The sequence below is a fragment of the Pseudonocardia sp. C8 genome, from assembly GCF_014267175.1.
Classification (GTDB): domain Bacteria; phylum Actinomycetota; class Actinomycetes; order Mycobacteriales; family Pseudonocardiaceae; genus Pseudonocardia.
On sequence record NZ_JACMTR010000002.1, the window covers coordinates 3,212,474 to 3,233,253 of the forward strand.

The following is a 20,780-nucleotide window of genomic DNA, read 5'->3' on the forward strand; positions in this document are numbered from 1 at the left end:
GCGGGCGGCACCCCGCCGCACTCCCGGCTGTGCGCCGAAGCACGCTCGGCAAACTTGCACGCTGTGCACGTTTGTCGCCATACTAGTTGCGTGACGTCAACTACCCGTTCTCCCGAGGAGGCCGCCGCCCACCGCCGCGACGTGCTGCTCCCCCTGACCGGCCTGCTCATGGCGCTGTTCGTCGGCGTGCTGTCCAGCACGATCGTGTCCAACGCGCTGCCCCGGATCCTCGGCGACCTCGGCGGCACCCAGGCCGAGTACACGTGGGTGGTCTCGGCGTCGCTGCTGGCCATGACGGCGTCCACCCCGATCTGGGGCAAGCTCGCCGACCTCTACTCCAAGAAGCTGCTGGTCCAGTGCGCGATCGGCGTCTTCCTCGTCGGGTCGCTGCTGTGCGGGCTCGCGGTGTCGACGTCCCAGCTGATCGGGTTCCGGGTGCTGCAGGGCCTCGGCATGGGCGGTCTGCAGGCCCTCACCCAGGTCGTGATCGCCGCGATCATCACCCCGCGCGAGCGGGGCCGGTACATGGGGTACCTGAGCGGGATCATGTCGCTGGCGGTGGTCGGCGGCCCGCTGCTCGGCGGGATCATCGTGGACTCCCCGCTGGGCTGGCGCTGGTGCTTCTTCGTCGGCGTCCCGCTTGCCGCGATCTCGCTGGTCGTGCTGCAGCGCACGCTGAACGTCGCCACCGACCGACGCGACGACGTCACCATCGACTACCTCGGCGCCCTGCTGATCGCCGCCGGCGTCTCGGCGCTGCTGCTGTGGACCTCGCTGGCCGGCAAGCAGTTCGGGTGGGGCTCCCCCACCTCGTTCGGGCTGATCGCGGCCGGCGCCGGGCTGCTGGGCCTGGCCGTCCTCGTGGAGCACCGCGCGAAGGACCCGGTCGTCCCCCCGTTCCTGTTCCGGGACCGCACCTTCGTGCTGGCCACCGTGGCGAGCCTGTTCGTCGGCGTCGCCATGTTCGGCTCGACGATCTTCCTCTCGCAGTACTTCCAGCTCGCCCGGGGCGCCACCGCCACCGAGGCCGGAGTGCTGACCCTGCCGATGATCGTCGGCATGTTCCTGGCCTCCACCGTCGCCGGGCAGCTCATCACCCGCTACGGCCGGTGGAAGCGCCACCTGGTGACCGGCGGGGTGGCACTGGTGGCCGGTCTGGCCCTCGGGGCGGCCGTCATCTCCTCGACCGTGCCCTACTGGCAGGTCGCGGTCGCGATGCTCCTCGTCGGCACCGGCGTCGGCATGACCCAGCAGAACCTGGTCCTGGCGGTGCAGAACACGGTGGCGCTGCGCGACATGGGCGCCGCGAGCTCGACGGTCACGTTCTTCCGCTCGCTGGGCGGCTCGGCCGGGGTCGCCGGGCTCGGTGCGCTCCTGGCCTCGGTGGTCTCCACGCGGACCGCGTCCGGCCTGGCCGCGGCCGGGGTCGACGGCGGCGGCGCGACCCGGGGCGGGCAGGTGCCCGACCTCGCCCGGCTGCCGGAGCCGGTGCGCTCGATCGTCATGGACGCCTACGGTCACGGGATCGCGGACATCTTCCTGATCGCCGCCCCGCTCGCCGTGCTGGCCCTGGTCGCGATCCTGTTCCTGCGGGAGCGCCCCCTGCGCGACACCCTCGACGTCGAGCCGGCCGCCCCGGACACCGACCCCGCCGGCCCCGCCCCGTCCCGCACCGCCGCCGGCGCGGTGCTGCACGGCGTCGTCCGGGCCGACGGCGCCCCGGCCGCGGGTGCCGTGCTGACCGTGCTCGACCGCGACGGCACCGAGCTCGGCCGCACCCGCGCCGACGACGGCGGCCGCTACCGGATCTGCGTCGCGACCGGCACCGTGTCCACCGTGTACCGGTGGGAGGGCAGGCCCGCGGCGCGCCGGGTGACGGTGCCGCTGGAGGGCATGCGGCTCGACGTCGACCTGGAGCCGCTGCCCGGACCGGACCGGCCCGAGATCGTGTCGGTGCGGCCGCCGGCCCGGGCCGACACGGGGGCCTGCCGTGCCTGAGCAGCAGGAGCCCGCCGTGGCCCGGCACAAGCCCGCCGTGGCCGGGCGAGAGCCTGCCCTCGCCGGGCGGGATCCTGCCGTGGCCGAGCGGGACCCGGCCCTCGCCGGGCGGGATCCTGCCGTGGCCGGGCAGTGCGACCCGGCCGGGGCCGGGCGGCCGCCCGGCCGGCGGGAGCGGAAGAAGGCGGCGACCCGGGCGGCGCTGGCCTCGGCCGCGCTCCGGCTGAGCAGCGAGCGCGGTGTCGACCACGTGACCGTCGAGCAGATCGCCGACGCCGCCGACGTCGCGCCCCGGACGTTCTTCAACTACTTCACGTCCAAGGAGGAGGCGATCGTCGCGGGCAACGCGCCGACCGGCCGGATCCTGGTCGCCGCGCTGACCGCACGGCCGCCGGAGGAGCCGGTGAGCGAGGCGTTGCGGCACGCGCTGCACGCGGTCGTCACCGACCCCGGATACCTGGAGCGGGTCCGGCACCTCCGGGCGCTGCGCGGGCACCCGGCCGTCGCCGCCCACCAGATGGCCGCGTTCGGCGAGCTGGAGCGGGAGCTCGCGGCGGTCGTCGTCGCCCGGACCGGGACCGATCCGGCCCGCGACCTGTTCCCGGCCCTCGCCGCGGCCGCCGGGGTCACCGCGCTGCGGGTCGCCGTGCAGCACTGGCTCGGCGACCACGGTCGCGACCCGCGCTCCCCCGACCTGGCCCGGCTGATCGACGAGGCGATGGCGGTGTTCGACGCCGGGCTCCGCGCCGCGGACGGCGTCCGCGTCTGACGGACCGGCCGGCGGTCAGGGCGTCCGGCGCCCCGACCACTGCGGCTCGACGTCCGCCCAGTCGAGCTCCCAGGCGCGGGCGAACCGGCGCCCCGTCCAGCGAAAACCCAGGTGGCCGAGACCCACCAGCGCGACGCCCCACACGACGAGCGTCATGAACCCGGCCGCGCCGGCCACGGTGACCGCGTCCGTGGGCGTCGACGGCGGCGGTGTCAGCTGGCCGTCCGGGCCGACCCAGACGGTGAGCCGGTCGCCGACCTGGTACATGCCGGGGAGCGAGGTGCCGCCGGTGCGGGCCGACCCGTCCGGTGCCGTCCACGACACGGTCAGCGCCTGCAGCCCGGACTGCACGTCGGCGACCGAGGTGGCCCGCTCGGTGACGACGGCCTCGACCGCGTTCCGCTCGGCGGCCTCCGTCGCCCCGCGCTCGAGGACGCGGTCGTGCGCGGACGATCCCGCCAGCCACGCCGCCAGCAGCCCGACCGCGACGAGCAGCCCGAGCCCGACCGACAGCACGTCCTCCCAGCGGCTCGCCGTGCGGCGCAGGCGGTCCGCCCCGCCCGGCGCCGGCCGCGGTCCCGTCCGGCCGGGGCCGTCGGCAGTACGCATCGTTCCTCCTCGAGGGTCCGGTCCGGCCCGCGTCCTGGCGTCGATGCGGGCCCACCCTCGACAACTACCCCCGTTATCCGATCGAGACATCCCTCTCGGGAGGGACATCACTCCGTGAGGCGATGCACGTTCAGGCAGGTGGACGGTCGCCGTCGCCCAGCGGCCGGCCGGCGGCGTCGCCGTCGACGGGTGCGGTGCCGTCCTCGGCCGGCGCGGTCTCCCCCGCGGTGGGCGCGGCACCGTCCTGCCCGGTCACCTCGGCGAAGCGGCGGTCCCGCTTGTCGATCTCCTCGCCGAGGTAGCGCAGCAGCACCGCGACGACGGCGGCGACCGGCACCGCGAGGAACGCCCCGGCGATCCCGAAGATCGACCCGCCCGCGGTGACGGCGAGCAGCACGACGGCGCCGTGCAGCTTCAGGCTCTGCCCCTGCAGGATGGGCTGAAGGACGTTGCCCTCGACCTGCTGCACCGCCACGACGAGCACGAAGACCGCGACCGCCGTGCCGAACCCCTGGGTGACGAGCGCGATGAGCACCGCCAGGGTGCCGGCGACGAGCGCGCCGACGATCGGGATGAACCCGCCGAGGAAGGTCAGGACCGCCAGCGGAAGGGCCAGCGGGACGCTCAGCAGCACCAGCCCGATGCCGATCAGCACGGCGTCGATCAGGCTGACCAGGGCCTGCACCCGGATGAAACCGCCCAGCACCGCCCACATCCGGGACAGGACCTCGGCGATGTGACCGCCCGCCGTGCGCCCCGAGATCGAGGTGAGCCACGGCAGGAAACGCGGCCCGTCCTTGACGAAGAAGAACGTCAGGACCAGGGCCAGGACGATCGAGAGCAGGCCGGACGCGACCGTCGACACCCCGGTGAGCACACCGCTCGCGATCGCGGACGCGCTGCGCTGCAGCTGCTGGGTGACCTGGTTGACGATGTCACCGATCTGGCCCTCGCCGAGGTTCAGCGGCGGCCCGGACACCCACACCTGGATCTGCCCGAGCGCGGCGACGACGGCGGCCGAGATCTGCTGGACCTGCCCGGCGACCGACGGGACGATCCCGACGAACACCCCGGCGATCGCGCCGAGCGCGAGCAGCAGCACGACGATCGACGCGAGCGCAGGCGGAATCCGGTGCCGGATGAGCCAGCCGGCCGGCGGGCGCAGCACCGTCGTGAACAGCACGGCGAGCACGACCGGCCACAGCACCACCCAGAACGAGCCGATCACGTAGCCGACGAGGACCAGACCGACCGCGATCAGCCCGACCCGCAGGCTCCAGGCGGCCAGCCAGGTCAGGCCGTTGCCGATCACCGTGCCCCGGCTCGCGACCGGCGGCGCGTGCGGCGGGCTCAGCACCGACCCGGCGGCGGGGTCCTGGCGGCGCGCGACCTGCTCGTCCTCCCGGACCGCCGGCTGCGACCGCGACTCCATGCTCCACCCCGTTCGTCCGCTACCGGATGCTCCGCGGAACCCTAACGGCGTACCGGCGAGCCCGCCCCGCAGACCGGCGGCCCGGCGGGCGAAGCTGTGGCAGGAATTACCCGAACCCTGTCCTTCCTGCCCCTGTCCGGCCCGGTGGAGCGAGCGGATCCTGGGTGTCGAACCGAGGAACGACCGGAGGTAGTCCGATGCTCACCCAGATCCTGCTCGCCGCCACCGTCGTGGTCGGGGCGACCGCGACGCTGCGCGAGGTGCTGCGGGGCCACCCGCGCCGGTTGCAGACGCGGCGGAACTACGACACGCGGACGCCGTCGCTGCAGTGACCGCGGCGCCGTCTCCGGGGACGCACCCGATACGGTCGGCCACCGACCGTATCGGTGACGTCGCGGGCGTCCGAGGTGACGCGGCGCGACCACCGCGACCCGACCCCAGGAGAGGCACCGCATGCCCCACAACCTCTCGGTCCACTGCGGGGAGGTGACGACCGTCCCGGAGGTCGTGGCGGCCCTGACCGCCATCCGCGACCAGTCGGCGGCCGACATCAATGCCCCCGAGCTGGACGGGATCTCCTGCTTCACCCGGCTCTACACCATCATCACCGAGAACGTCCTCCGGACGCTCGACGGCTCGCACCCCACCCGGAGGTTCGACGATCCGGCGTTCCTGGAGCGGCTCGACGTCGTGTTCGCCCGCCGCTACCTGGACGCCATCGCCGCCCACGAACGGCCCGACGGCGCCGCGCCGGCCTGCTGGCAGCTGCTGTTCGACCGCAGGCGCGAGCAGACGATCGGGCACGTCAACTTCGCCGCCTGCGGGGTCAACGCGCACGTCAACTACGACCTCGCGCTTGCGCTGCTGGAGACCTGGAAGGACTTCCCGCCCACCGAGGCCCGGCGGGCCGACTACGACCAGGTCAACGACATCTTCGCCGAGGAGATGGACGAGCTGCGCGAGGAGTTCGACGCGTTCCTCGCCGGTACCCGGGACGGCGGCACGCTCGACCTGTTCGGCAATGCGATGTCCGATCTGCTGGTGCGCGTCACCCGCGGGCAGGCCTGGGACGCCGCGTTCGAGGTGTGGAGGAACCGCGAGGACCCCGACGCCTACGAGCGGGCACTCAGGTCGGAGACCGAGCGGCTGGACAACGCCGCGAAGGTGCTGGGCTGGATGATCCTGCGCGCACCCGGCCTGCCCTGATCCTGCGCGCACCCGGCCCGCCCTGATCCGGCACGCGCCCGGCCTGCTGTGATCCGGGCACGCCCGGCCCACCGGTGCGCCCCGGGTCACGGCAGGCCGCGGTGCAGGACGTCCAGCGCGGCGTTCTCCCAGGAGCCGCCGCCCGCGTGCTCGTCCAGGCGGGCGGCCAGGTCGGGTGGCAGGTCGAGCACGAGCCGGACGGTGCGTGGCTGCTCCGGCCGCGCTTCCTGCCCGGCTCGCTCGATCTGGTCGCCGGTCCGCGCTGTCTGGTCCGCCTGCCCGGCCCGCCCTGCCGGGCCCACGGCCCGCGCTGTCCGGTCCGCTTGCCCGGCCCGCTCTGCCTGGACCGTCTGCCCGGCCCGATCGGTCTGCTGCCCGGCCCACCAGGGCCGGCCGGTCTGCTGTGTCCGGTCGGCCGGTCCGGCCCGCTCGGTCTGGTCGGCCCGGCCGGCCCGATCGGCCCACGATGCCGGGCCGGGCGGATCGGTCCGCGGCGGGCGCAGCACCAGCCCGAGCACGGGTAGTGCGATCGTGCCGAGCGCGTCGACGATCCCGGCGACTCCCAGCCAGCGCCAGTACCACCCGTCGTCGGACCCGGGGACCTCGCCGTCGGTCAGCACCGGGATCACGATCATCACGGCGACCACCGCGATCGCGATCAGGGTGACAGCGAGCCCGATCCGGATCGCCGCGTGCCGACGCCCGGAGAGCAGCAGGAGCAGGTTGGCGTGGGCCAGGCTGACGGCCAGGATCGTCAGCACGATCAGCGCCTTGAACAGCCCTTCCTCGCCGCCGCTCGGGACGTCCCAGTCCCGCCAGATCAGCACGAGCGCGCACGCCGCCGCCCCGACGCTGCCGGCCAGCCCGACGAACCCGACGACCCGGACGGCCCGGGTGACGACGGCGAGGTGGCACAGCGCCGTCGTCCCGAACGCGGCGACGACCAGGGTGGTGAGCACGATCCGACCCTGCAGATCGCCGAACTCCCCCGACAGCAGCGCGACGATGCCCATGGCGGAGGCCACGACGAGCGAGCCGACCACCGCCACGATCATCGCGCGGCGGGCGCCGCGCACCGTGGCGACCCGCCCCTCGTCGCGGTCGGTGGCGGTCGCGGTGTCCGGTCGGTCGGCGGTCATGACGCGACGGTACGACCGGCCGGGCGCGGTCCGCGTGCGTAGCACTACCCGGACCGCGCGTCCCGCCGAAGGAACGCCCCGCCGAGAGAGCGGCCCGCCGAGGGAGCGGGAGCGCCCCTCCGAGGGAGCGGCCGCCGAGGGAGCGCCCCGTCGCAGTGCGCGGACGTCGATGCCCGGCCGTCGGGCGCGGTGGCGTCGAGACGGCCAGCAGCTGGTCAGCGGGCTGGTCATGATGGCCTGCGGGCGAGGTCGGCGAACGACACCGACGGGCGAGGCCGACCGGGACCCGCGCCCGGGCTCGGGCCCGGGCCGGGTCAGGCCGGCCGGCCACCGGCCGGGCCTCCCGAGGCACGGCCCCGGCCTCGGAGCAGGACGGCCGGTGGGTGCCGTCGGCGCTGTCCTGCCCGATCGGCGCGGGCACGGTCGAGCTCCCGGCTCGGGTGATTGACCCCGTTCCCGGGTCTGGGCCAGCTCGGTGGCCGGTCAGATCAGAACGGCGGGGCGTCATCGTCGGCGGGTTGCCCCGGTGGGGCGCGGTCGCTGGTCGGCGTGTCCGGTGGTGGTCGTGGCGCTGGTCGGGGTGTCGGGTCGAACAACGGTCGCTCGTCGAGTTCGGGGTCCGGTGGTCGGGGTGGGTCGTGGTCGGCGCTGGGGTCGGGGATCGGGTCGCCGAGGGGTTCGCTGACCGGTTCGCCGCGGGTGAGGTAGATGTGGCCGAGGGGGCTGCGCCAGCGGAACACTCCGGGTGCGGGTTGGTGCAGCTGCCAGCGTCCGGCGATCTTGAGGGCGTGGTGCAGGACGCAGAGCGGGCCGAGGTTGCCGGTGACGGTGTGGCCGCCGTGGCGGTGGTCGTGGGTGTGGTCCTGCTGGGTCTTGCGGGCCGGTCGGCGGCAGCCCGGGAACGTGCAATGGCGGTCCCGGATTTCGATGTGGCGGCGTAGCGCGGGGGGTGGGAACCGGTCGCCGGCGCGGGCGTCGAGGTCGGCGTGGAGCTGGTCGCGGCGGGCGTACTGGGCGGCCAGGTCGGCGAGCAGGGGTGCCCAGCCGGGTGGCGGGTCGGCGGCGAGTGCGGCCAGCAGGTCCGCGGGGATCTGGAGTTCGACGGTGCCGCCGTGGGCCTGCCGTGTCCGTGGCCGCGGGCCCTCGCCGGTCCTGGCTGCCCCGCCGGTCCTGGCCGCCCCGGTGGCCCCGCTGGCCCCGGTGTGGCCGGTGTGGCGGGTGGGGTCGGTGGGTGGGCGGTGGCGGGTGGTGCCGGCCAGGATGAGGTGGCCGTGGGGGTCGGTGATCGCGAACCGCCACTCGGCGTGCCGGTGGCGGGCCACGCAGGCCCGGGCGGTGGGGGCCAGGACCGGGCCCAGGCCGGGGATCTCGGCGGGGTGGTCGTCGTGGCCGAGCAGGGTCGCCAGCCGGATCCGGATCTCGATACCGGGCCGGGCCGGCTCCGGGACCGGCGTGGACGCCGCGGAGCCAGGGCCGTCGGATCCGACGCCACCACCACCTTCACCGCTGCCATCGCCGCCACCATCGCCGCTCCCACCGCTGTCGCCGCCGGCGGTGCTGTCGCTGCCGCCTGCGCTACCGCTGCCGCCGGTGCAATCGGTGCAGCCAATGCCGCTGCCGCTGCGGTCGGTGCTGCCGCTGCCACCGGTGCTGCCGGCGCTGCCGGTGGCGTTGCCGCGGCGGCCGGTGCTGCCGGTGGCGTCGCTGCCGCTGCCGCCCGAGCTGCCGCCGCCGGTGCTGCTGCCGCCCGTGCTGGCAGCGGTGCCGGTGCTGTCGTCGCTCCCGCCGGCGTTCCCGGCGGGGCCGGTGCTGTCGTGCGGGCCCGGATCGCGGGGGCCGTCCCCGCCACCACCGTCGCCGCCCCCGCCCTCATCCTCCTCGCCGTCCGCGCCGTCGCCCTCGCCGGTGTCGGCGGCACCCGCGGGATCGTCGGGGTCGGGGTCGGTGGGGTCGTCGTGCTCGGTGGCGCGGTCGAGCATGGTGGTGATGATCTGGTCCTGGGTCAGGGTGTGCAGGCTGCCGTCCAGCAGCGCGGTGGCCAGGTCGGCCCGGATGCACGACAACGACGCCGGGTGCCCGGCCGCCCGGATTGCCCGGGCCAGCCCGTCGAGGCGTTCGCAGGCGGCCTGGGCGGCGGTGGGGTCGAGCCCGCTGGCCGTGATGGTGGCGGTGCCCTCGGGGTCGAGGTAGCAGATCACCCGCCGCTCGCGCAGGGCGCGGCGGTAGCGGCGGCGGGCGGCGTCGGGGTCGATGGCGATCACCCGTCGCTGCAGCCGGGCCCGTAGCTGCCCGCTGGTCCAGCCCGAGGCCTTGGGCAGCAGGTCGGCCACGATTCTGGCGTTCTGGGCGTCGGAGAGCGGTTCGAGCAGGTCGGCGAACACCGCGGCCCGGCCCTTGTCGATGTCTCCGGCGGCCAGGGCGGCGTGTACCGCGGGTAGGCGGTGGACCAGCATCTCGGCCAGGGCGTGTTCGCGGCAGGCGGTCAGCTCGGTCACGGTGAGCGCGACCGCGATCTCCATCCGGCAGTCCGGGTCCGGCTCCGGCAGCCGGGTGGTCGACCACAGCGGTGCGTCCGGGTCACAGCGCCCGACCGCGGCCATCGCGGCCAGCTCGTGGGCGTCGACGTACGAGCGCAGCCGCCGCAGCGCCTGCAACAGCGTGACGGTGTCGCCGTTGGGCACCCGGTCCGGGTCGAGCCCGGCCAGCAGGGCACACAGTTCCGGGCCGGGCGGGATTTCCGCCAGGCCGTCGGGAACCGTGCCCACCAGCATGCCTCGAACATACATTCGAGGTACGACAGTATCGACGCGCTCGAACCCGGTGTGATGTCTCAGGACATGGGTGACAGCTCTGCATCAGGACATCGGTGACGGTTGATGTGTCAGGACTTCGGTGACGTTCCCGGGTTCTTCGGGCGTCTTCCGCGGGGGCGGCCGTTGCCGACGTAGCGGATGCCGGGAGCGGGTCGGGTTCGCTCGACGAGGATCTCGCCGTCGAGGTCGGTGACGATGATCTTGTCGCCTGGTTGGTCTCCGTCGGTGACGATGAGGACCTGTCCGAACGCGTGCTCGCCGCCGATCTTGTAGTGCACCTTGTCGAGGTAGAGGACTCCGGCGGAGTTCACCGTTCTCAGCCGTGTGCCGGCGGGCAGGTCTGCGGGCGGGGTCGGCCGGGGCGCCACGACGGGGGCCGGTGGCCGGTAGACGGGCCGGTCCGGCTTCGGGCGGGGTGGGTCGGCCGTGGCAGTGGCCTCCCACGCAGCCAGCGGTGTGATCCGTCCGGGCAGCCCCTGGTGAGGGCGCTCGGAGTTGTAGAGGTGGTCGAACGCGTCGATCTGGGCCTGGAGCTCGGCGAGTGTGGCGGCCAGCGGCTGCTTGTCGAGGTAGCGGAACAGGGTCTGGTGGAAGCGTTCGTTCTTGCCCTGGGTGGTCGGCTTGTGCGGCTTGCCGGTGATCGCCTCGGTGCCCAGCGCGGCGACATGTGCCACGAGCCGGCCGACCATGCCCCGTCGCGACGGGTTGAGCGCGAGCCCATTGTCCGACAGCAGCCGTTGCGGCACGCCGTGGGCGGCCACGGCCTTGTCGAAGACCGCGATCGCGTCCTTGGCGGTCTCACCGGCCGCGGCGTGAGAGGCAAGCGCGTAGCGGGAATGGTCGTCGATGAGCTGGAAGATCACGCACTTGCGACCGCCGGTCAGCACGTACTCGGTGGCATCGAGCTGCCAGCACGCGTTCGGCGCCGGGTAGACGAACCGCCGCCACGCCGAGCGGGGCTTCTTACGCGGCTCGCGTCGGGCGACACCGGCCTCACGGAAGATCCTTGCCAACGACGCCGTCGAGGGCACCGATCCCAGGCCCATCGCGCACATCTTCTCGTGAACACTGATCGGGCCGTGGTCCAGACCGGACGCTTCAAGCGCGGCCCGCACCGCAACAGCGTGGGCCTTGACCTGCTCGGTCAGCTTCGACGGACTCGATCCCGGACGCCTGGACCTGGGCACGAGCACTGCTGCGGGCCCGTCAACGCGAGCGCGCTTCCGCAGCTCATAGAACGACTTGCGCGAGATGTTGTGCTCGATGCAGAACGTCGAAACCGCCCCCCGCGGCGCGTCATCAGGCCACTGCGAGATCGCGAGGCGGACACGAGGGTCGATGGGGTCATGGGCGGCCACCGCCACAGCCTCACGACGGAAGTGTCACCACCAACAACACCCACAGCGTCACCGATGTCCTGACACAGGACCGTCACCGATGTCCTGAGACATGACACGCGCTCGAACCCGGTATCAGGGAGGCGAGCGAGGAGCACCCGCGGGGCCTCCCGTTCCCCTCGGCGACGCCGGCGAAGGCGGCTGCGATGCCCCCGCGGTCGGCCACGTATCACCGCGCGCGAAGACGGCCGCGACGCTGGTCGGCCGGTTCGGGGTCGTGGGCGGAGCTGCTGGACGCGGTCGGCACCGCCGGGGACACCCGGCTCGCGGCCGGGGTGCGGGCGAAGCTGGCCGCGGCCCGGGCGTACCTCGACGTCGTCGAGCCGGTGGTGCGAGTGGTGCCCGACGCACCGGTGGAGCTCAGCCATCCCGAGGTGACGTTGCCGGTCGCTCCGGCCGACCCGCAGCGGCTGGACGAGCTGGCCGCGCGGTGGTTCTGGAGTCGTCGGTGGAGCGGTTGCGGAAGGCGCTCGCCTCGGCGGCCGGCTGAGGTCGCCGGCCGGGTGGCGGACGGGCGGCGAGGGCGCGTCCCACCGGCGCGGGCGGCGTCAAGGACGTGCAACCGCCCGCTGCGGCAGGTCGATCAGCACGAACCCGCCCTCACCGGGCCGGAAACGTGCAGGTCAACCGACTCCGGCGAGTCGATCAACACGAACCCGCCCTGACGACGGCGGAAACGTGCTGATCGACCGACACCGGCGAGTCGATCAACACGAACACGCCCGCGCCGGGCCGGAAACGTGCAGATCGACCGACGCGGGCGCGTGGATCAGCACGTACGCGCCCGGGCGACGGCGAGAACGTGCACCTCGACCGACCCGGGCGAGTTGATCAACACGAACCCGCCCCCGCCGCGGCGAGAACGTGCACCTCGACCGACACCGCTGAGTCGATCAGCACGAACACGCCCGCGCCGGGGCGGGAAACGTGCAGGTTGATCGCCACGGACGAGTTGATCAGCACGAACTCGCCCAGGTCACGGCGGGAACGTGCACCTCGACCGACACCAATGAGTCGATCAGCACGAAACCGCCCTCACCACGGCGGAAACGCGCAGGTCGAACGAGCGTCGAAAGTCGATCACGCCGCCGACGGCCGGGAGGTCCGTCATCGGGACTCCCCCGCGCGATCCCGGCCGGCCAGGTCACGACGCTTGGTCGGCAGCGCGGCGACGATCCCGGCGAGCGCGGCCAGTATCACCCCGCCCATCTGCAGAACGGTCCCGATCCAGAGCGGGAACTGGGCCGGGTCGGTCAACCGCTCGGTGGTACCGGGATAGACGAAGAACGCCCCGCCTGCGATGGCCAGGCACAGCACGACCCCGATCAGTGGAACCCAGCGGCGGCGCGGCATCGCGAGGACCGCGGCCGCGGCGACCAGCAGGACGATCACACCGGGCGGAAACGGCTGCAGCTCGGGGACCCCACCGACGAGCAGGACGAGGAAACCGACACAGGCCACGAGCAGGCTGACGACATGGACGAGCGTGGCGGGCGAGAGTGTGCGCACTACGGACATTGTCTTTCCTTTCACTTCCGGACAGCTTGTGGATCTGGGCTGGTGATGGGGCGACGGACGCCGACCTCAATGCTCACCCTCAGCACTCGTGGCGGGCACCGTGACTCGTGTGAGGTGACGGTGCCGGGCGTTTCGGACCGTGCGTGCGATGACCGCGGCGACGGCCGCGACCAACCCGGTGCCGATCCCGATTCCGAGGCTGACGACCGCGGTGTAACCACGGAGGGCGAGTTCCTGTCCTGCCGGGGCGAACCCACGGGCGAAATCGATCGCGCCCTGCGGGATGCTGTGCTCCGCACCCGGTGCGTGCCACAGGAGCTGGTGCGCGAGGACCAGCGAGAGCCCGTAGAGCACGCCGAGGACGAGGAAGTCCGGCACCGGTCGCCGGGTCGGTCGCAGGACGGCGACGGCCAGCCAGGCGGCGAACGGGGCGAGAGCGAGCACGTAGTACAGCAGCGAGCTCTCCGGGGCCACGATGTCGAGGTCGGCGAGCACGGTGCGCGGCAGCCCGATCGCCACCAGGACCAGCATCAGGAGCCAGGGCATGTCGGTGAGCGGGAACGAGCGGGATCTCATGACGCACTTCCTTTCCGGAGGTGTCTCGAAGATGTGCCCCAGCACGCATCCGGCGCGCAGGAGCCGGTCGACGGAGAGCGCGGCGGTGTGACGGGCACCGCCGGTTCAGGTGAGCGTCGGGGCGGCATCGGTGCCTCACCCCGAGGTCGGTCCGCGGCGGATCCGCCGGATACGCCCCCACGGCTTGACCACGGACAGCGTGAGCGCGATCAGCAGCAACGTCGGTGACACGGTCGGTGGGAAGACCAGGTTGCCCAGATCGAACGTGACCGGTTCCCCCGCGGCCGACCGGCGGGCCCGATCGGCCTGCTCCGCGACCTCGAACTGCAACGAGGCCACGACGAGCGCGGTGAGCACCAGATTGAGCACCAGCTTGATCGCGACCCACCAGTAACGGACCAGACCCCACCTGGTGCCCAGACCCAGCACCACCCCGGAGCCCAGGCACAGCAGCCCGCACGCCAGCAACGGCCACACCGTGACCAGTTCCAGCGCCTGCAGGGTGAACACCACCGTTCCCGGGTCGTCCGTGGTCGCGGCGGTGACGATCAGCACGGCCATGGCGACGTCGACGCCCAGCCACGCCCCGGAGGAGGCGATGTGGACGATCAGCACGGCACGGCGGCTGCGGATGCCGAGGCGGCGACGGGCGGCGGCCGGCACCGTGTGCGACGCCGAGGCTCTGGTCATGGGGTAGACCCTCCCCGCCGGCGTGCCCCGTGTCGTCCGTCCGGTGATGACCCCGCTCCTACGTTCTGCGGCGTAGGGGCGGACGACGTGGCGGCGGTGCGGTTCCCGCGATACCGGCCGGGGGACACCGACGGCTCCGCCGGCCGCTCCGCAGCCGGGCGATCATCAGTCGGTGCCCGCAGACGTCTCACCGATCCCCGCCGGACCCGACATCGAGGCCTCCCGCACCGGAATCGATCTCGTATTCCAGAGTACGAGTTCGCAAGGGAGGACGGTACTAACCTGTACTCGCCTGTACAAGGTACTTAGGATGGCGATCATGCCCAGCCCGGAGGCGCGTCCGCGCCGGCGCGCAGACGCCGAACGCAGCATCACCCGGATCGTGTCGGCGGCACGGCGCTGCCTCAGTGCCGACCCCGAGGCCACCATCGACGACATCGCCCGGACGGCCGGCGTCGGGCGGATGACCCTCTACGGTCACTTCCCCAGCCGGGCCGAGCTGGTCGAGGCCGCCCTCGTCGACGCGCTCCGGGCCGGCGAACGGGCGCTGTCCGCCGTCGACCTGACCGGTGACGCACGCGAGGCCGTGGGACGGCTCCTCGAGTCCAGCTGGTCGCTGGTCGCCGAGTCCATCGCGCTGCTCACCGCTGCCCAGAACACCCTGTCACCCGGACGGATCCGGGAACTGCACGCCGACCCCGCCGAGCGGTTCGAGGAGCTCCTGCGGCGCGGTCAGGACGAGGGCGTGTTCCGCACGGACCTGCCGCTGACCTGGCTCGTCAACGCCGCGCACCACGTCCTGCACGGTGCCGCCGAGGAAGTCCGCGCGGGCCGGGTGACCGGCGCCGACGCCGCCCGCATGGTCGTCGCCACGGTGCAGCCGATGCTCGCGGCCGCGCCGGTCGGCACCCGCAACGCCCCCGCAGGCGCGGCCGGCGCCGCCGACGGGTGACGCCGGGCCGAGGCGTCCGACCAGGAGTCATGTCCGGGACACATCGACGTCCGGCGTGATCGTCATTTCCCACATCGATACCGGACCGGCCAGAATGCTCGGGTCGGCCTCCCCGCTCCGCGGGCGGGCCGCGTTCCACGGACGAAGGAGTGTCGTGCCCGAGAGCGCCACCGCCGGAACCCTCGCCGAGCTCGTGAAGGACTGGCAACCCCCGGTCGTGGCGACCAGCCGCCGGGTCGACCCGTGGCCGGCCGCCGCGTTCGCCGACCTGGTCGACGCCGAGCATCCGGCGACCGGCGACGGCGACCCGCTCCCCCCGCTGTGGCACTGGCTGCTGCTGCTCCCCCACCCCCGGACCTCGGAGATCGGCGACGACGGCCACCCGGCCGAGGGCCCGTTCCTCCCGCCGATCCCGGGCCGCCGCCGCATGGCCGCCGGGGGCCGGCTGCACCGGTACGGCGACATCCCGTTCGGCGCGGTGCTGCACAGCCGCTCGTCGGTCGCCTCGGTGACCCCGAAGGCCGGCCGCTCCGGCGAGATGCTGTTCGTGACCGTGCGCAGCGAGCTCACCGTCGGCCACAGCACGGCCGGCACCAGCAGCTCCGGCGTCGTCGCCGTCGAGGAGCAGGACTTCGTCTACCGCTCCGAACCGGAGGGGACCCCGCGCCGCAGGACACCGCGCCCGGACACCGGGGAGCCGGAGCCGGACGCGCAGTGGCGGTTGCGGCTGCCGACCGACTCGGTGCTGCTCTCGCGGTTCAGCGCGCTCACCTACAACGGGCACCGCATCCACCACGACCACCCGTACACGACGACCGTCGAGGGCTACCCGGACCTGGTGATCCACGGCCCGCTCATGGCACTGCTGGCCCTCGAGCTGCCCCGCCGGCACGCCCCGCACGACCGGGTCTCCGCCGTCGAGTACCGGCTGTCCCGGCCCGCGTTCCTGCCGTCGCCGATCGTCGCGACCGGCGACCGGGACGGCGACCAGGCCGCGATCACCGTCGCCGCGGAGGGCGCGAAGCCCTCGCTGACGGCCACCGTCCGGTTCCGCTGACCCCCACCCATCCAGGAGATCCCGTGCTGAGCACCGAGGAGCAGGCCGTCGTCGACACCGTCGCCGAGTTCGTCGACCGGGAAGTGAAACCGCAGGTCAACAAGGTCGAGCACCGCGACGAGTACCCCGAGAAGTGGATCGAGCAGATGAAACGGCTCGGGATCTACGGGCTCGCCGTCCCCGAACCCTGGGGTGAGGCGCCGGTCTCGATGCCCTGCTACGCGCTGGTCACCGCCGAGCTCGCCCGCGGCTGGATGAGCCTGGCCGGCGCGATGGGCGGGCACACCGTCGTCGCGAAGCTCCTCGTCGCGTTCGGCACCCGCGCGCAGCAGGACCGCTACCTGCCCCGGATGGCCACCGGCGAGCTGCGCGCCACCATGGCGCTCACCGAGCCCGGCGGCGGGTCGGACCTGCAGAACATGTCCACCCAGGCCCGCCGGGACGGCGACCACTACGTGATCAACGGGTCCAAGACCTGGATCTCCAATGCCCGCCGCTCGGGGTTGATCGCGCTGCTCTGCAAGACCGACCCCGCCGCCGAGCCGAAGCACCGCGGCATCTCGGTGCTGCTCGTCGAGCACGGCCCCGGCCTGACCGTGTCGAAGGACCTGTCCAAGCTCGGCTACAAGGGCGTCGAGACCTGCGAGCTCGTCTTCGACGACATGCGCGTGCCCGCCGATGCCGTCCTCGGCGGGGTCGAGGGCCGCGGTTTCGCCCAGATGATGAAGGGCCTCGAGACCGGCCGGATCCAGGTCGCGGCCCGGGCGCTCGGCGTCGCCGACGCCGCGCTCGCCGACGCGCTGCGCTACGCCCAGGAACGGGAGAGCTTCGGCAAGCCGATCTGGCAGCACCAGTCGGTCGGCAACCACCTCGCCGACATGGCCACCAAGATCACTGCTGCCCGCCAGCTCATCCTGCACGCCGCCCGGCGCTACGACGCCGGCGAGCGTTGTGACATGGAGGCCGGTATGGCGAAGCTGTTCGCCTCCGAGATCGCCATGGAGGTCGCCCTGAACGCGGTCCGCATCCACGGTGGGTACGGCTACTCCACCGAGTTCGACGTCGAACGCTACTTCCGCGACGCCCCGCTGATGATCGTCGGTGAGGGCACCAACGAGATCCAGCGCAACGTCATCGCCGCCCAGCTGGTCAAGCGCGGCGGGCTGGAGCGGTCGTGAACGCGCTGCGCGGCCCGGCGCTGCTGTTCTGCCCCGGCACCCGTCCGGACCGGTTCGCCAAGGCCGCGGCCGCGGCGGACACGGTGGTCATCGACCTGGAGGACGCCGTCGCCCCGGACGACAAGGACGAAGCCCGGGCCCTCGCGCTCGCGGAGCTGTCCGAGCTGGATCCGGACGCGGTGCTGGTGCGGATCAATGCCCCCGGCACCCCCTGGCACGACGACGACGTGGCCGCGCTCGCGGCCTACCCCCGGGTCCCGGTGATGCTCCCGATGGCCGACCTGGCCGCCGACGTCGAGGAGCTCGCGCCACGCCCGGTGGTGGCGCTGTGCGAGACCGCCCGCGGCGTGCTGGCCGCCCCCGCGATCGCCGACGCCCCGAACTGCGTCGGCCTGATGTGGGGCAGCGAGGACCTGGTCGCCGACCTCGGTGGGCGGCCCGGCCGCACCCCGGACGGCGGCTACCGGCCTGCGGTCGAGGAGGCCCGCACCCGCATCCTCTACGCGGCCCGCGCGGCCGGGGTGGTCCCGATCGACACGGTGCTGGTCGACATCGCCGACCTCACCACGCTGCGTCGCGATGCCGAGGCCGCCGTCGCCGCCGGGTTCGCCGCGAAGGCGTGCATCCACCCGAGCCAGGTCTCCGTGGTGCGGGAGGCGTTCCGGCCCACCGACCGGGAGGTCGCCGAGGCGCGCGAGATGCTGGCCGCCGCCGCGGAGCACGGCGGCGGCGTGTTCCGCCTGGACGGCCGCATGATCGACGCGCCGATCCTCGCGCACGCCCGCGAGATCCTCCGGCAGGCCGGCGACGATGCGGCCGACGCATCGGAATCGGTGACATCATGACCAGATGACGACGGTGGACGAGCTGGAGTGGTTCGTCGTGCTCGCCGAGACCGAGCACATGACCGAGGCCGCGCAGCGGCTCTCGCTCGCCCAGCCCACGCTGTCCCGCGCGCTGGCCCGGCTCGAACGCCGGGTCGGCGCGCCGCTGTTCGACCGGGTCCACCGCCGGCTCCGGCTCAACCCGTACGGCGCGATCATGCTCGAGCACGCCCGCCGCGGCCTGGCCGAGCTCGCGGCCGCCGAGGAACGCATCAGCACGCTGCGCGACCCCGACCGGGGCACGATCCGGCTGGCGTTCCTGCACTCCATCGCCGCCGGCGTCACCCCGGCGATCCTGCGCGCCTACCGCGCGGACGTCCCCGAGGTCCGGTTCGACCTCACCCAGGCCGCCGGGCACGAGATCGTCGAGCACCTCCTGGCCGGGCGGGCCGACCTCGGGCTCACCGCGCCACGCCCGGACGGCGACGAGCTCGCCTGGACCGGGCTGTACCGCGAGCAGCTCTGCCTGGCCGTCCCGGACGGGCACCGGCTCGCCGGCCGGGCCCGGGTCGCGCTCGCCGAGGCGGGCGACGACCCGTTCGTCACGCTGCGGGAGCCGATCGGGCTACGGCGGCTCACCGACGAGCTGTGCGCGCGGGCCGGCCTGCACCCGCGCGTCGCGTTCGAGAGCACCGAGATCGGCACGCTCGAGGGCTTCGTCGCCGCGGGCCTCGGCGTCGCGGTCGTGCCGGAACCGCGCCCGGAGCGCGCCGAACCCGGGGTCGCCTACCTGCCGCTCACCGACGACTCGGCGCACCGGATGATCGGGCTGGCCCGGCTGCGCGACCAGCCGCTACCGCCGGTGGCCGAGCGGTTCGCCGGGTTCGTCACCGCGTGGTTCGGGGAGCGGGCGACCGGGCCCTAGACTCCCGGCCATGGACGACCGACCGTCACCACCCGCGGAGCGCCGGTTCCCGCGGTCGGTCTACGGCCACGGCAGCGAGCCCGACCCGCGGTTCTCCCTGGCGAACGAGCGCACGTTCCTGGCCTGGATCCGCACGTCGCTCGCGCTGGTCGCCGGCGGGGTCGCCCTGGAGGCGCTGGCCGCGGGGATCCACCCGGCGTTCCGGCTGGCCGCGGCGGTGCTGCTGGTCGTGACGGGTGCGGTCGTCGCGGCCGTCGCCTGGTTCTCCTGGAGCCGGGTCGAGCGGTCGATCCGGCTGTCCCGCCCGCTCCCGGCCCCGTCCCTCGGGCTCCCGCTGGCGCTGGCCGTGCTGGTCACCGCCGTCCTGGTCGGGGCGGGGATGGCGGTGGCGTGACCGGACCGGAGGAGCGGTTCGACCCGGGGCTGCAGTCCGAGCGCACCGCGCTGGCCTGGTCGCGGACGAGCCTGGCGCTGGTCGTCGGTGCCCTGGTCGGTGCCCGCCTCCTCGCCGACCGGTTCGGGGCGGTCGCGGTCCTGCCGATGCTCGTGGCCGCGCTCTGCGGGACCGGCCTGATGGTGCACGCGTACCGGCGGGGCCGCCGCAGGCTCCCGGCCGCGCCGGACGCCGCGCGCCCGCCGCACGGTGACGGCCGGCTGGTCGTCGCGGCGTCCGCGCTCACCGTCGCCCTGGCCGGTGCCGGCCTGGTGGCGGTGCTCACCTGGTGAGCGCCACCGCATGAACACCCTCCGTGCGGGGTAGTCACCGCGCCCAGGCAGCCATCACGAGGAGGCACGGGCATGCGGCACGGCGAGTCGGAGCGAGGCCATTCGGACCTGCACCCGAAGGACCACGTCGACCAGATGCGCCCGGAGCGGTCACCGGAGGGCGGCTCCCCGCCGGCCGACACCGGCCCGCCCGTCGGGGCCGGGGGTGCCCCGGGCACCGCCGGTACCGGGGCCGCGGCCGCGCCGCGGACCGGCACGACGTCGATCGGGCCCGGCACGGTCGTCGTCGGGATCGACGGTTCGGCGGTGTCCCGGGCGGCCCTGCGCTGGGCGCTGGACCACGCGGGCGGCCCCGGCCGGCAGGTGGTCGCGGTCACGGCGTGGCGCAGCCCGGTCCAGACCCACCCGCGGGGCGCCCGGACCCGGACCGACACCGAGCAGGACTCCCGCGCCCAGGCCGAGGCGGCGGTCCGGCAGGAGGCCCCGGACGTCCCGGTGATCGTCGGGCGCGGCCGCCCCGCCGAGGTGCTCGCCGAGATCTCCCGCGGGGCGGGCCTGCTCGTCGTGGGCAACGACCGTCCCGCCCGGCTCGCCGCGCCCGCCTCCACCGTGCTGGACTGCCTGCGCCTGGCGGAGGTCCCGGTCGTGGTGGTGCCGTCCGAGGGCCACGCGTGAGGCTGCGGCCGCCCGGGTACGCAGCGCCCATGGTGACCCTCCTCAACCGGCTCCTCGACCGGCTGCGCGGCCGCGGCCCCGCCGAGGACGTCGAGCCCGACCCGAACCTCGCCAACGCCCGGGAGACCGGTGGGGCCGGCGCGCAGGGCGGCGACGCGCCGTCCACCACCGGGACCGGCCCGGCCGGTACCCACGTGGGGCGCGTCAGCGGCTCCGACGAGGGCGCCGGCGAGACCGGCGCCGAGGTGCGCGGCGACCGCGACGACGGCCCGGCCCGCTGAGCCCGCGCCGGGTTT

20 protein-coding genes and 1 pseudogene are annotated in these 20,780 nt (G+C 74.1%); 13 read left to right on the forward strand and 8 right to left on the reverse strand.

Annotated features, from left to right (window positions below; genetic code table 11):
• Positions 1-90 precede the first annotated feature (90 nt).
• Both H7X46_RS15460 and H7X46_RS15465 read left to right on the forward strand, forming a co-directional pair.
• Positions 91-1,998, forward strand: a complete 1,908-nt coding sequence (locus H7X46_RS15460; RefSeq protein ID WP_370588791.1) for an MFS transporter — start codon at positions 91-93, stop codon at positions 1,996-1,998.
• Positions 1,991-2,767: a TetR/AcrR family transcriptional regulator gene (locus H7X46_RS15465; RefSeq protein ID WP_370588792.1), complete on the forward strand. Its 777-nt coding sequence runs from the start codon at positions 1,991-1,993 to the stop codon at positions 2,765-2,767. Before H7X46_RS15460 ends, H7X46_RS15465 begins: the two co-directional genes overlap by 8 nt.
• 15 nt (positions 2,768-2,782) lie before the next feature.
• Here the strand turns inward: H7X46_RS15465 and H7X46_RS15470 are convergent, their stop codons facing one another.
• A complete protein-coding gene (locus H7X46_RS15470; protein ID WP_186360072.1) occupies positions 2,783-3,376 on the reverse strand; it encodes a hypothetical protein in 594 nt (197 codons plus the stop codon).
• A 130-nt stretch (positions 3,377-3,506) separates the two neighbouring features.
• Complete coding sequence (locus H7X46_RS15475) at positions 3,507-4,808, reverse strand: AI-2E family transporter (RefSeq protein WP_186360073.1); 1,302 nt, start codon at positions 4,806-4,808, stop codon at positions 3,507-3,509.
• A 197-nt stretch (positions 4,809-5,005) separates the two neighbouring features.
• On the opposite strand from H7X46_RS15475, the gene H7X46_RS29730 reads away from it, so the two are divergent.
• Positions 5,006-5,140 carry a hypothetical protein gene (locus H7X46_RS29730; protein ID WP_255426143.1) on the forward strand — a complete coding sequence of 45 codons (135 nt, stop codon included), beginning with the start codon at positions 5,006-5,008 and terminating at the stop codon, positions 5,138-5,140.
• Positions 5,141-5,261: 121 nt separating this feature from the next.
• On the forward strand, positions 5,262-6,014 hold the full coding sequence (locus H7X46_RS15480; RefSeq protein ID WP_186360074.1) for a DUF5995 family protein: 753 nt from the start codon (positions 5,262-5,264) through the stop codon (positions 6,012-6,014).
• 86 nt (positions 6,015-6,100) lie between these two features.
• Here H7X46_RS15480 and H7X46_RS15485 read toward each other — a convergent pair whose 3' ends face one another.
• From H7X46_RS15485 to H7X46_RS15510, 6 genes and pseudogenes are all read right to left on the reverse strand, one after another.
• A complete protein-coding gene (locus tag H7X46_RS15485) occupies positions 6,101-7,153 on the reverse strand; it encodes a hypothetical protein (RefSeq protein ID WP_186360075.1) in 1,053 nt (350 codons plus the stop codon).
• Positions 7,154-7,641: 488 nt separating this feature from the next.
• The gene (locus H7X46_RS15490) at positions 7,642-9,924 is read right to left on the reverse strand and encodes an HNH endonuclease signature motif containing protein (protein WP_186360076.1); all 2,283 of its coding nucleotides are present in this window, start codon (positions 9,922-9,924) and stop codon (positions 7,642-7,644) included.
• 84 nt (positions 9,925-10,008) lie between these two features.
• A pseudogene (locus H7X46_RS15495) lies at positions 10,009-11,282 on the reverse strand (integrase core domain-containing protein).
• A 1,188-nt stretch (positions 11,283-12,470) separates the two neighbouring features.
• Positions 12,471-12,872 (reverse strand): hypothetical protein, encoded by a 402-nt coding sequence (locus tag H7X46_RS15500; RefSeq protein ID WP_186360077.1) that lies wholly within the window; start codon positions 12,870-12,872, stop codon positions 12,471-12,473.
• Between the two features lie 75 nt (positions 12,873-12,947).
• The gene (locus H7X46_RS15505; RefSeq protein WP_186360078.1) at positions 12,948-13,457 is read right to left on the reverse strand and encodes a hypothetical protein; all 510 of its coding nucleotides are present in this window, start codon (positions 13,455-13,457) and stop codon (positions 12,948-12,950) included.
• A gap of 135 nt (positions 13,458-13,592) precedes the next feature.
• Positions 13,593-14,147, reverse strand: a complete 555-nt coding sequence (locus tag H7X46_RS15510) for a DUF2269 family protein (RefSeq protein WP_186360079.1) — start codon at positions 14,145-14,147, stop codon at positions 13,593-13,595.
• A 319-nt stretch (positions 14,148-14,466) separates the two neighbouring features.
• On the opposite strand from H7X46_RS15510, the gene H7X46_RS15515 reads away from it, so the two are divergent.
• The 9 genes from H7X46_RS15515 to H7X46_RS15555 all read left to right on the forward strand — a co-directional run bounded on the left by H7X46_RS15515 (position 14,467) and on the right by H7X46_RS15555 (position 20,765).
• Positions 14,467-15,099 carry a TetR/AcrR family transcriptional regulator gene (locus tag H7X46_RS15515; RefSeq protein ID WP_186360080.1) on the forward strand — a complete coding sequence of 211 codons (633 nt, stop codon included), beginning with the start codon at positions 14,467-14,469 and terminating at the stop codon, positions 15,097-15,099.
• Positions 15,100-15,253: 154 nt separating this feature from the next.
• A complete protein-coding gene (locus tag H7X46_RS15520) occupies positions 15,254-16,156 on the forward strand; it encodes a hypothetical protein (RefSeq protein WP_186360081.1) in 903 nt (300 codons plus the stop codon).
• Positions 16,157-16,179: 23 nt separating this feature from the next.
• Positions 16,180-17,334 carry an acyl-CoA dehydrogenase family protein gene (locus H7X46_RS15525; protein WP_186360082.1) on the forward strand — a complete coding sequence of 385 codons (1,155 nt, stop codon included), beginning with the start codon at positions 16,180-16,182 and terminating at the stop codon, positions 17,332-17,334.
• Entirely contained in the window at positions 17,331-18,179 is an 849-nt protein-coding gene (locus tag H7X46_RS15530) for a CoA ester lyase (protein ID WP_186360083.1), read from the forward strand. The genes H7X46_RS15525 and H7X46_RS15530 overlap by 4 nt, the downstream gene beginning before the upstream one ends.
• 4 nt (positions 18,180-18,183) lie before the next feature.
• The gene (locus H7X46_RS15535) at positions 18,184-19,083 is read left to right on the forward strand and encodes a LysR family transcriptional regulator (protein WP_186360084.1); all 900 of its coding nucleotides are present in this window, start codon (positions 18,184-18,186) and stop codon (positions 19,081-19,083) included.
• Between the two features lie 10 nt (positions 19,084-19,093).
• Positions 19,094-19,477, forward strand: coding sequence for a YidH family protein (locus H7X46_RS15540; RefSeq protein ID WP_186360085.1), 384 nt, complete (start codon positions 19,094-19,096; stop codon positions 19,475-19,477).
• Positions 19,474-19,809 carry a DUF202 domain-containing protein gene (locus H7X46_RS15545; protein ID WP_186360086.1) on the forward strand — a complete coding sequence of 112 codons (336 nt, stop codon included), beginning with the start codon at positions 19,474-19,476 and terminating at the stop codon, positions 19,807-19,809. Before H7X46_RS15540 ends, H7X46_RS15545 begins: the two co-directional genes overlap by 4 nt.
• A 72-nt stretch (positions 19,810-19,881) precedes the next feature.
• Complete coding sequence (locus tag H7X46_RS15550) at positions 19,882-20,484, forward strand: universal stress protein (RefSeq protein ID WP_186360087.1); 603 nt, start codon at positions 19,882-19,884, stop codon at positions 20,482-20,484.
• A 29-nt stretch (positions 20,485-20,513) separates the two neighbouring features.
• Positions 20,514-20,765: a hypothetical protein gene (locus H7X46_RS15555; RefSeq protein ID WP_186360088.1), complete on the forward strand. Its 252-nt coding sequence runs from the start codon at positions 20,514-20,516 to the stop codon at positions 20,763-20,765.
• Positions 20,766-20,780: the final 15 nt, after the last annotated feature.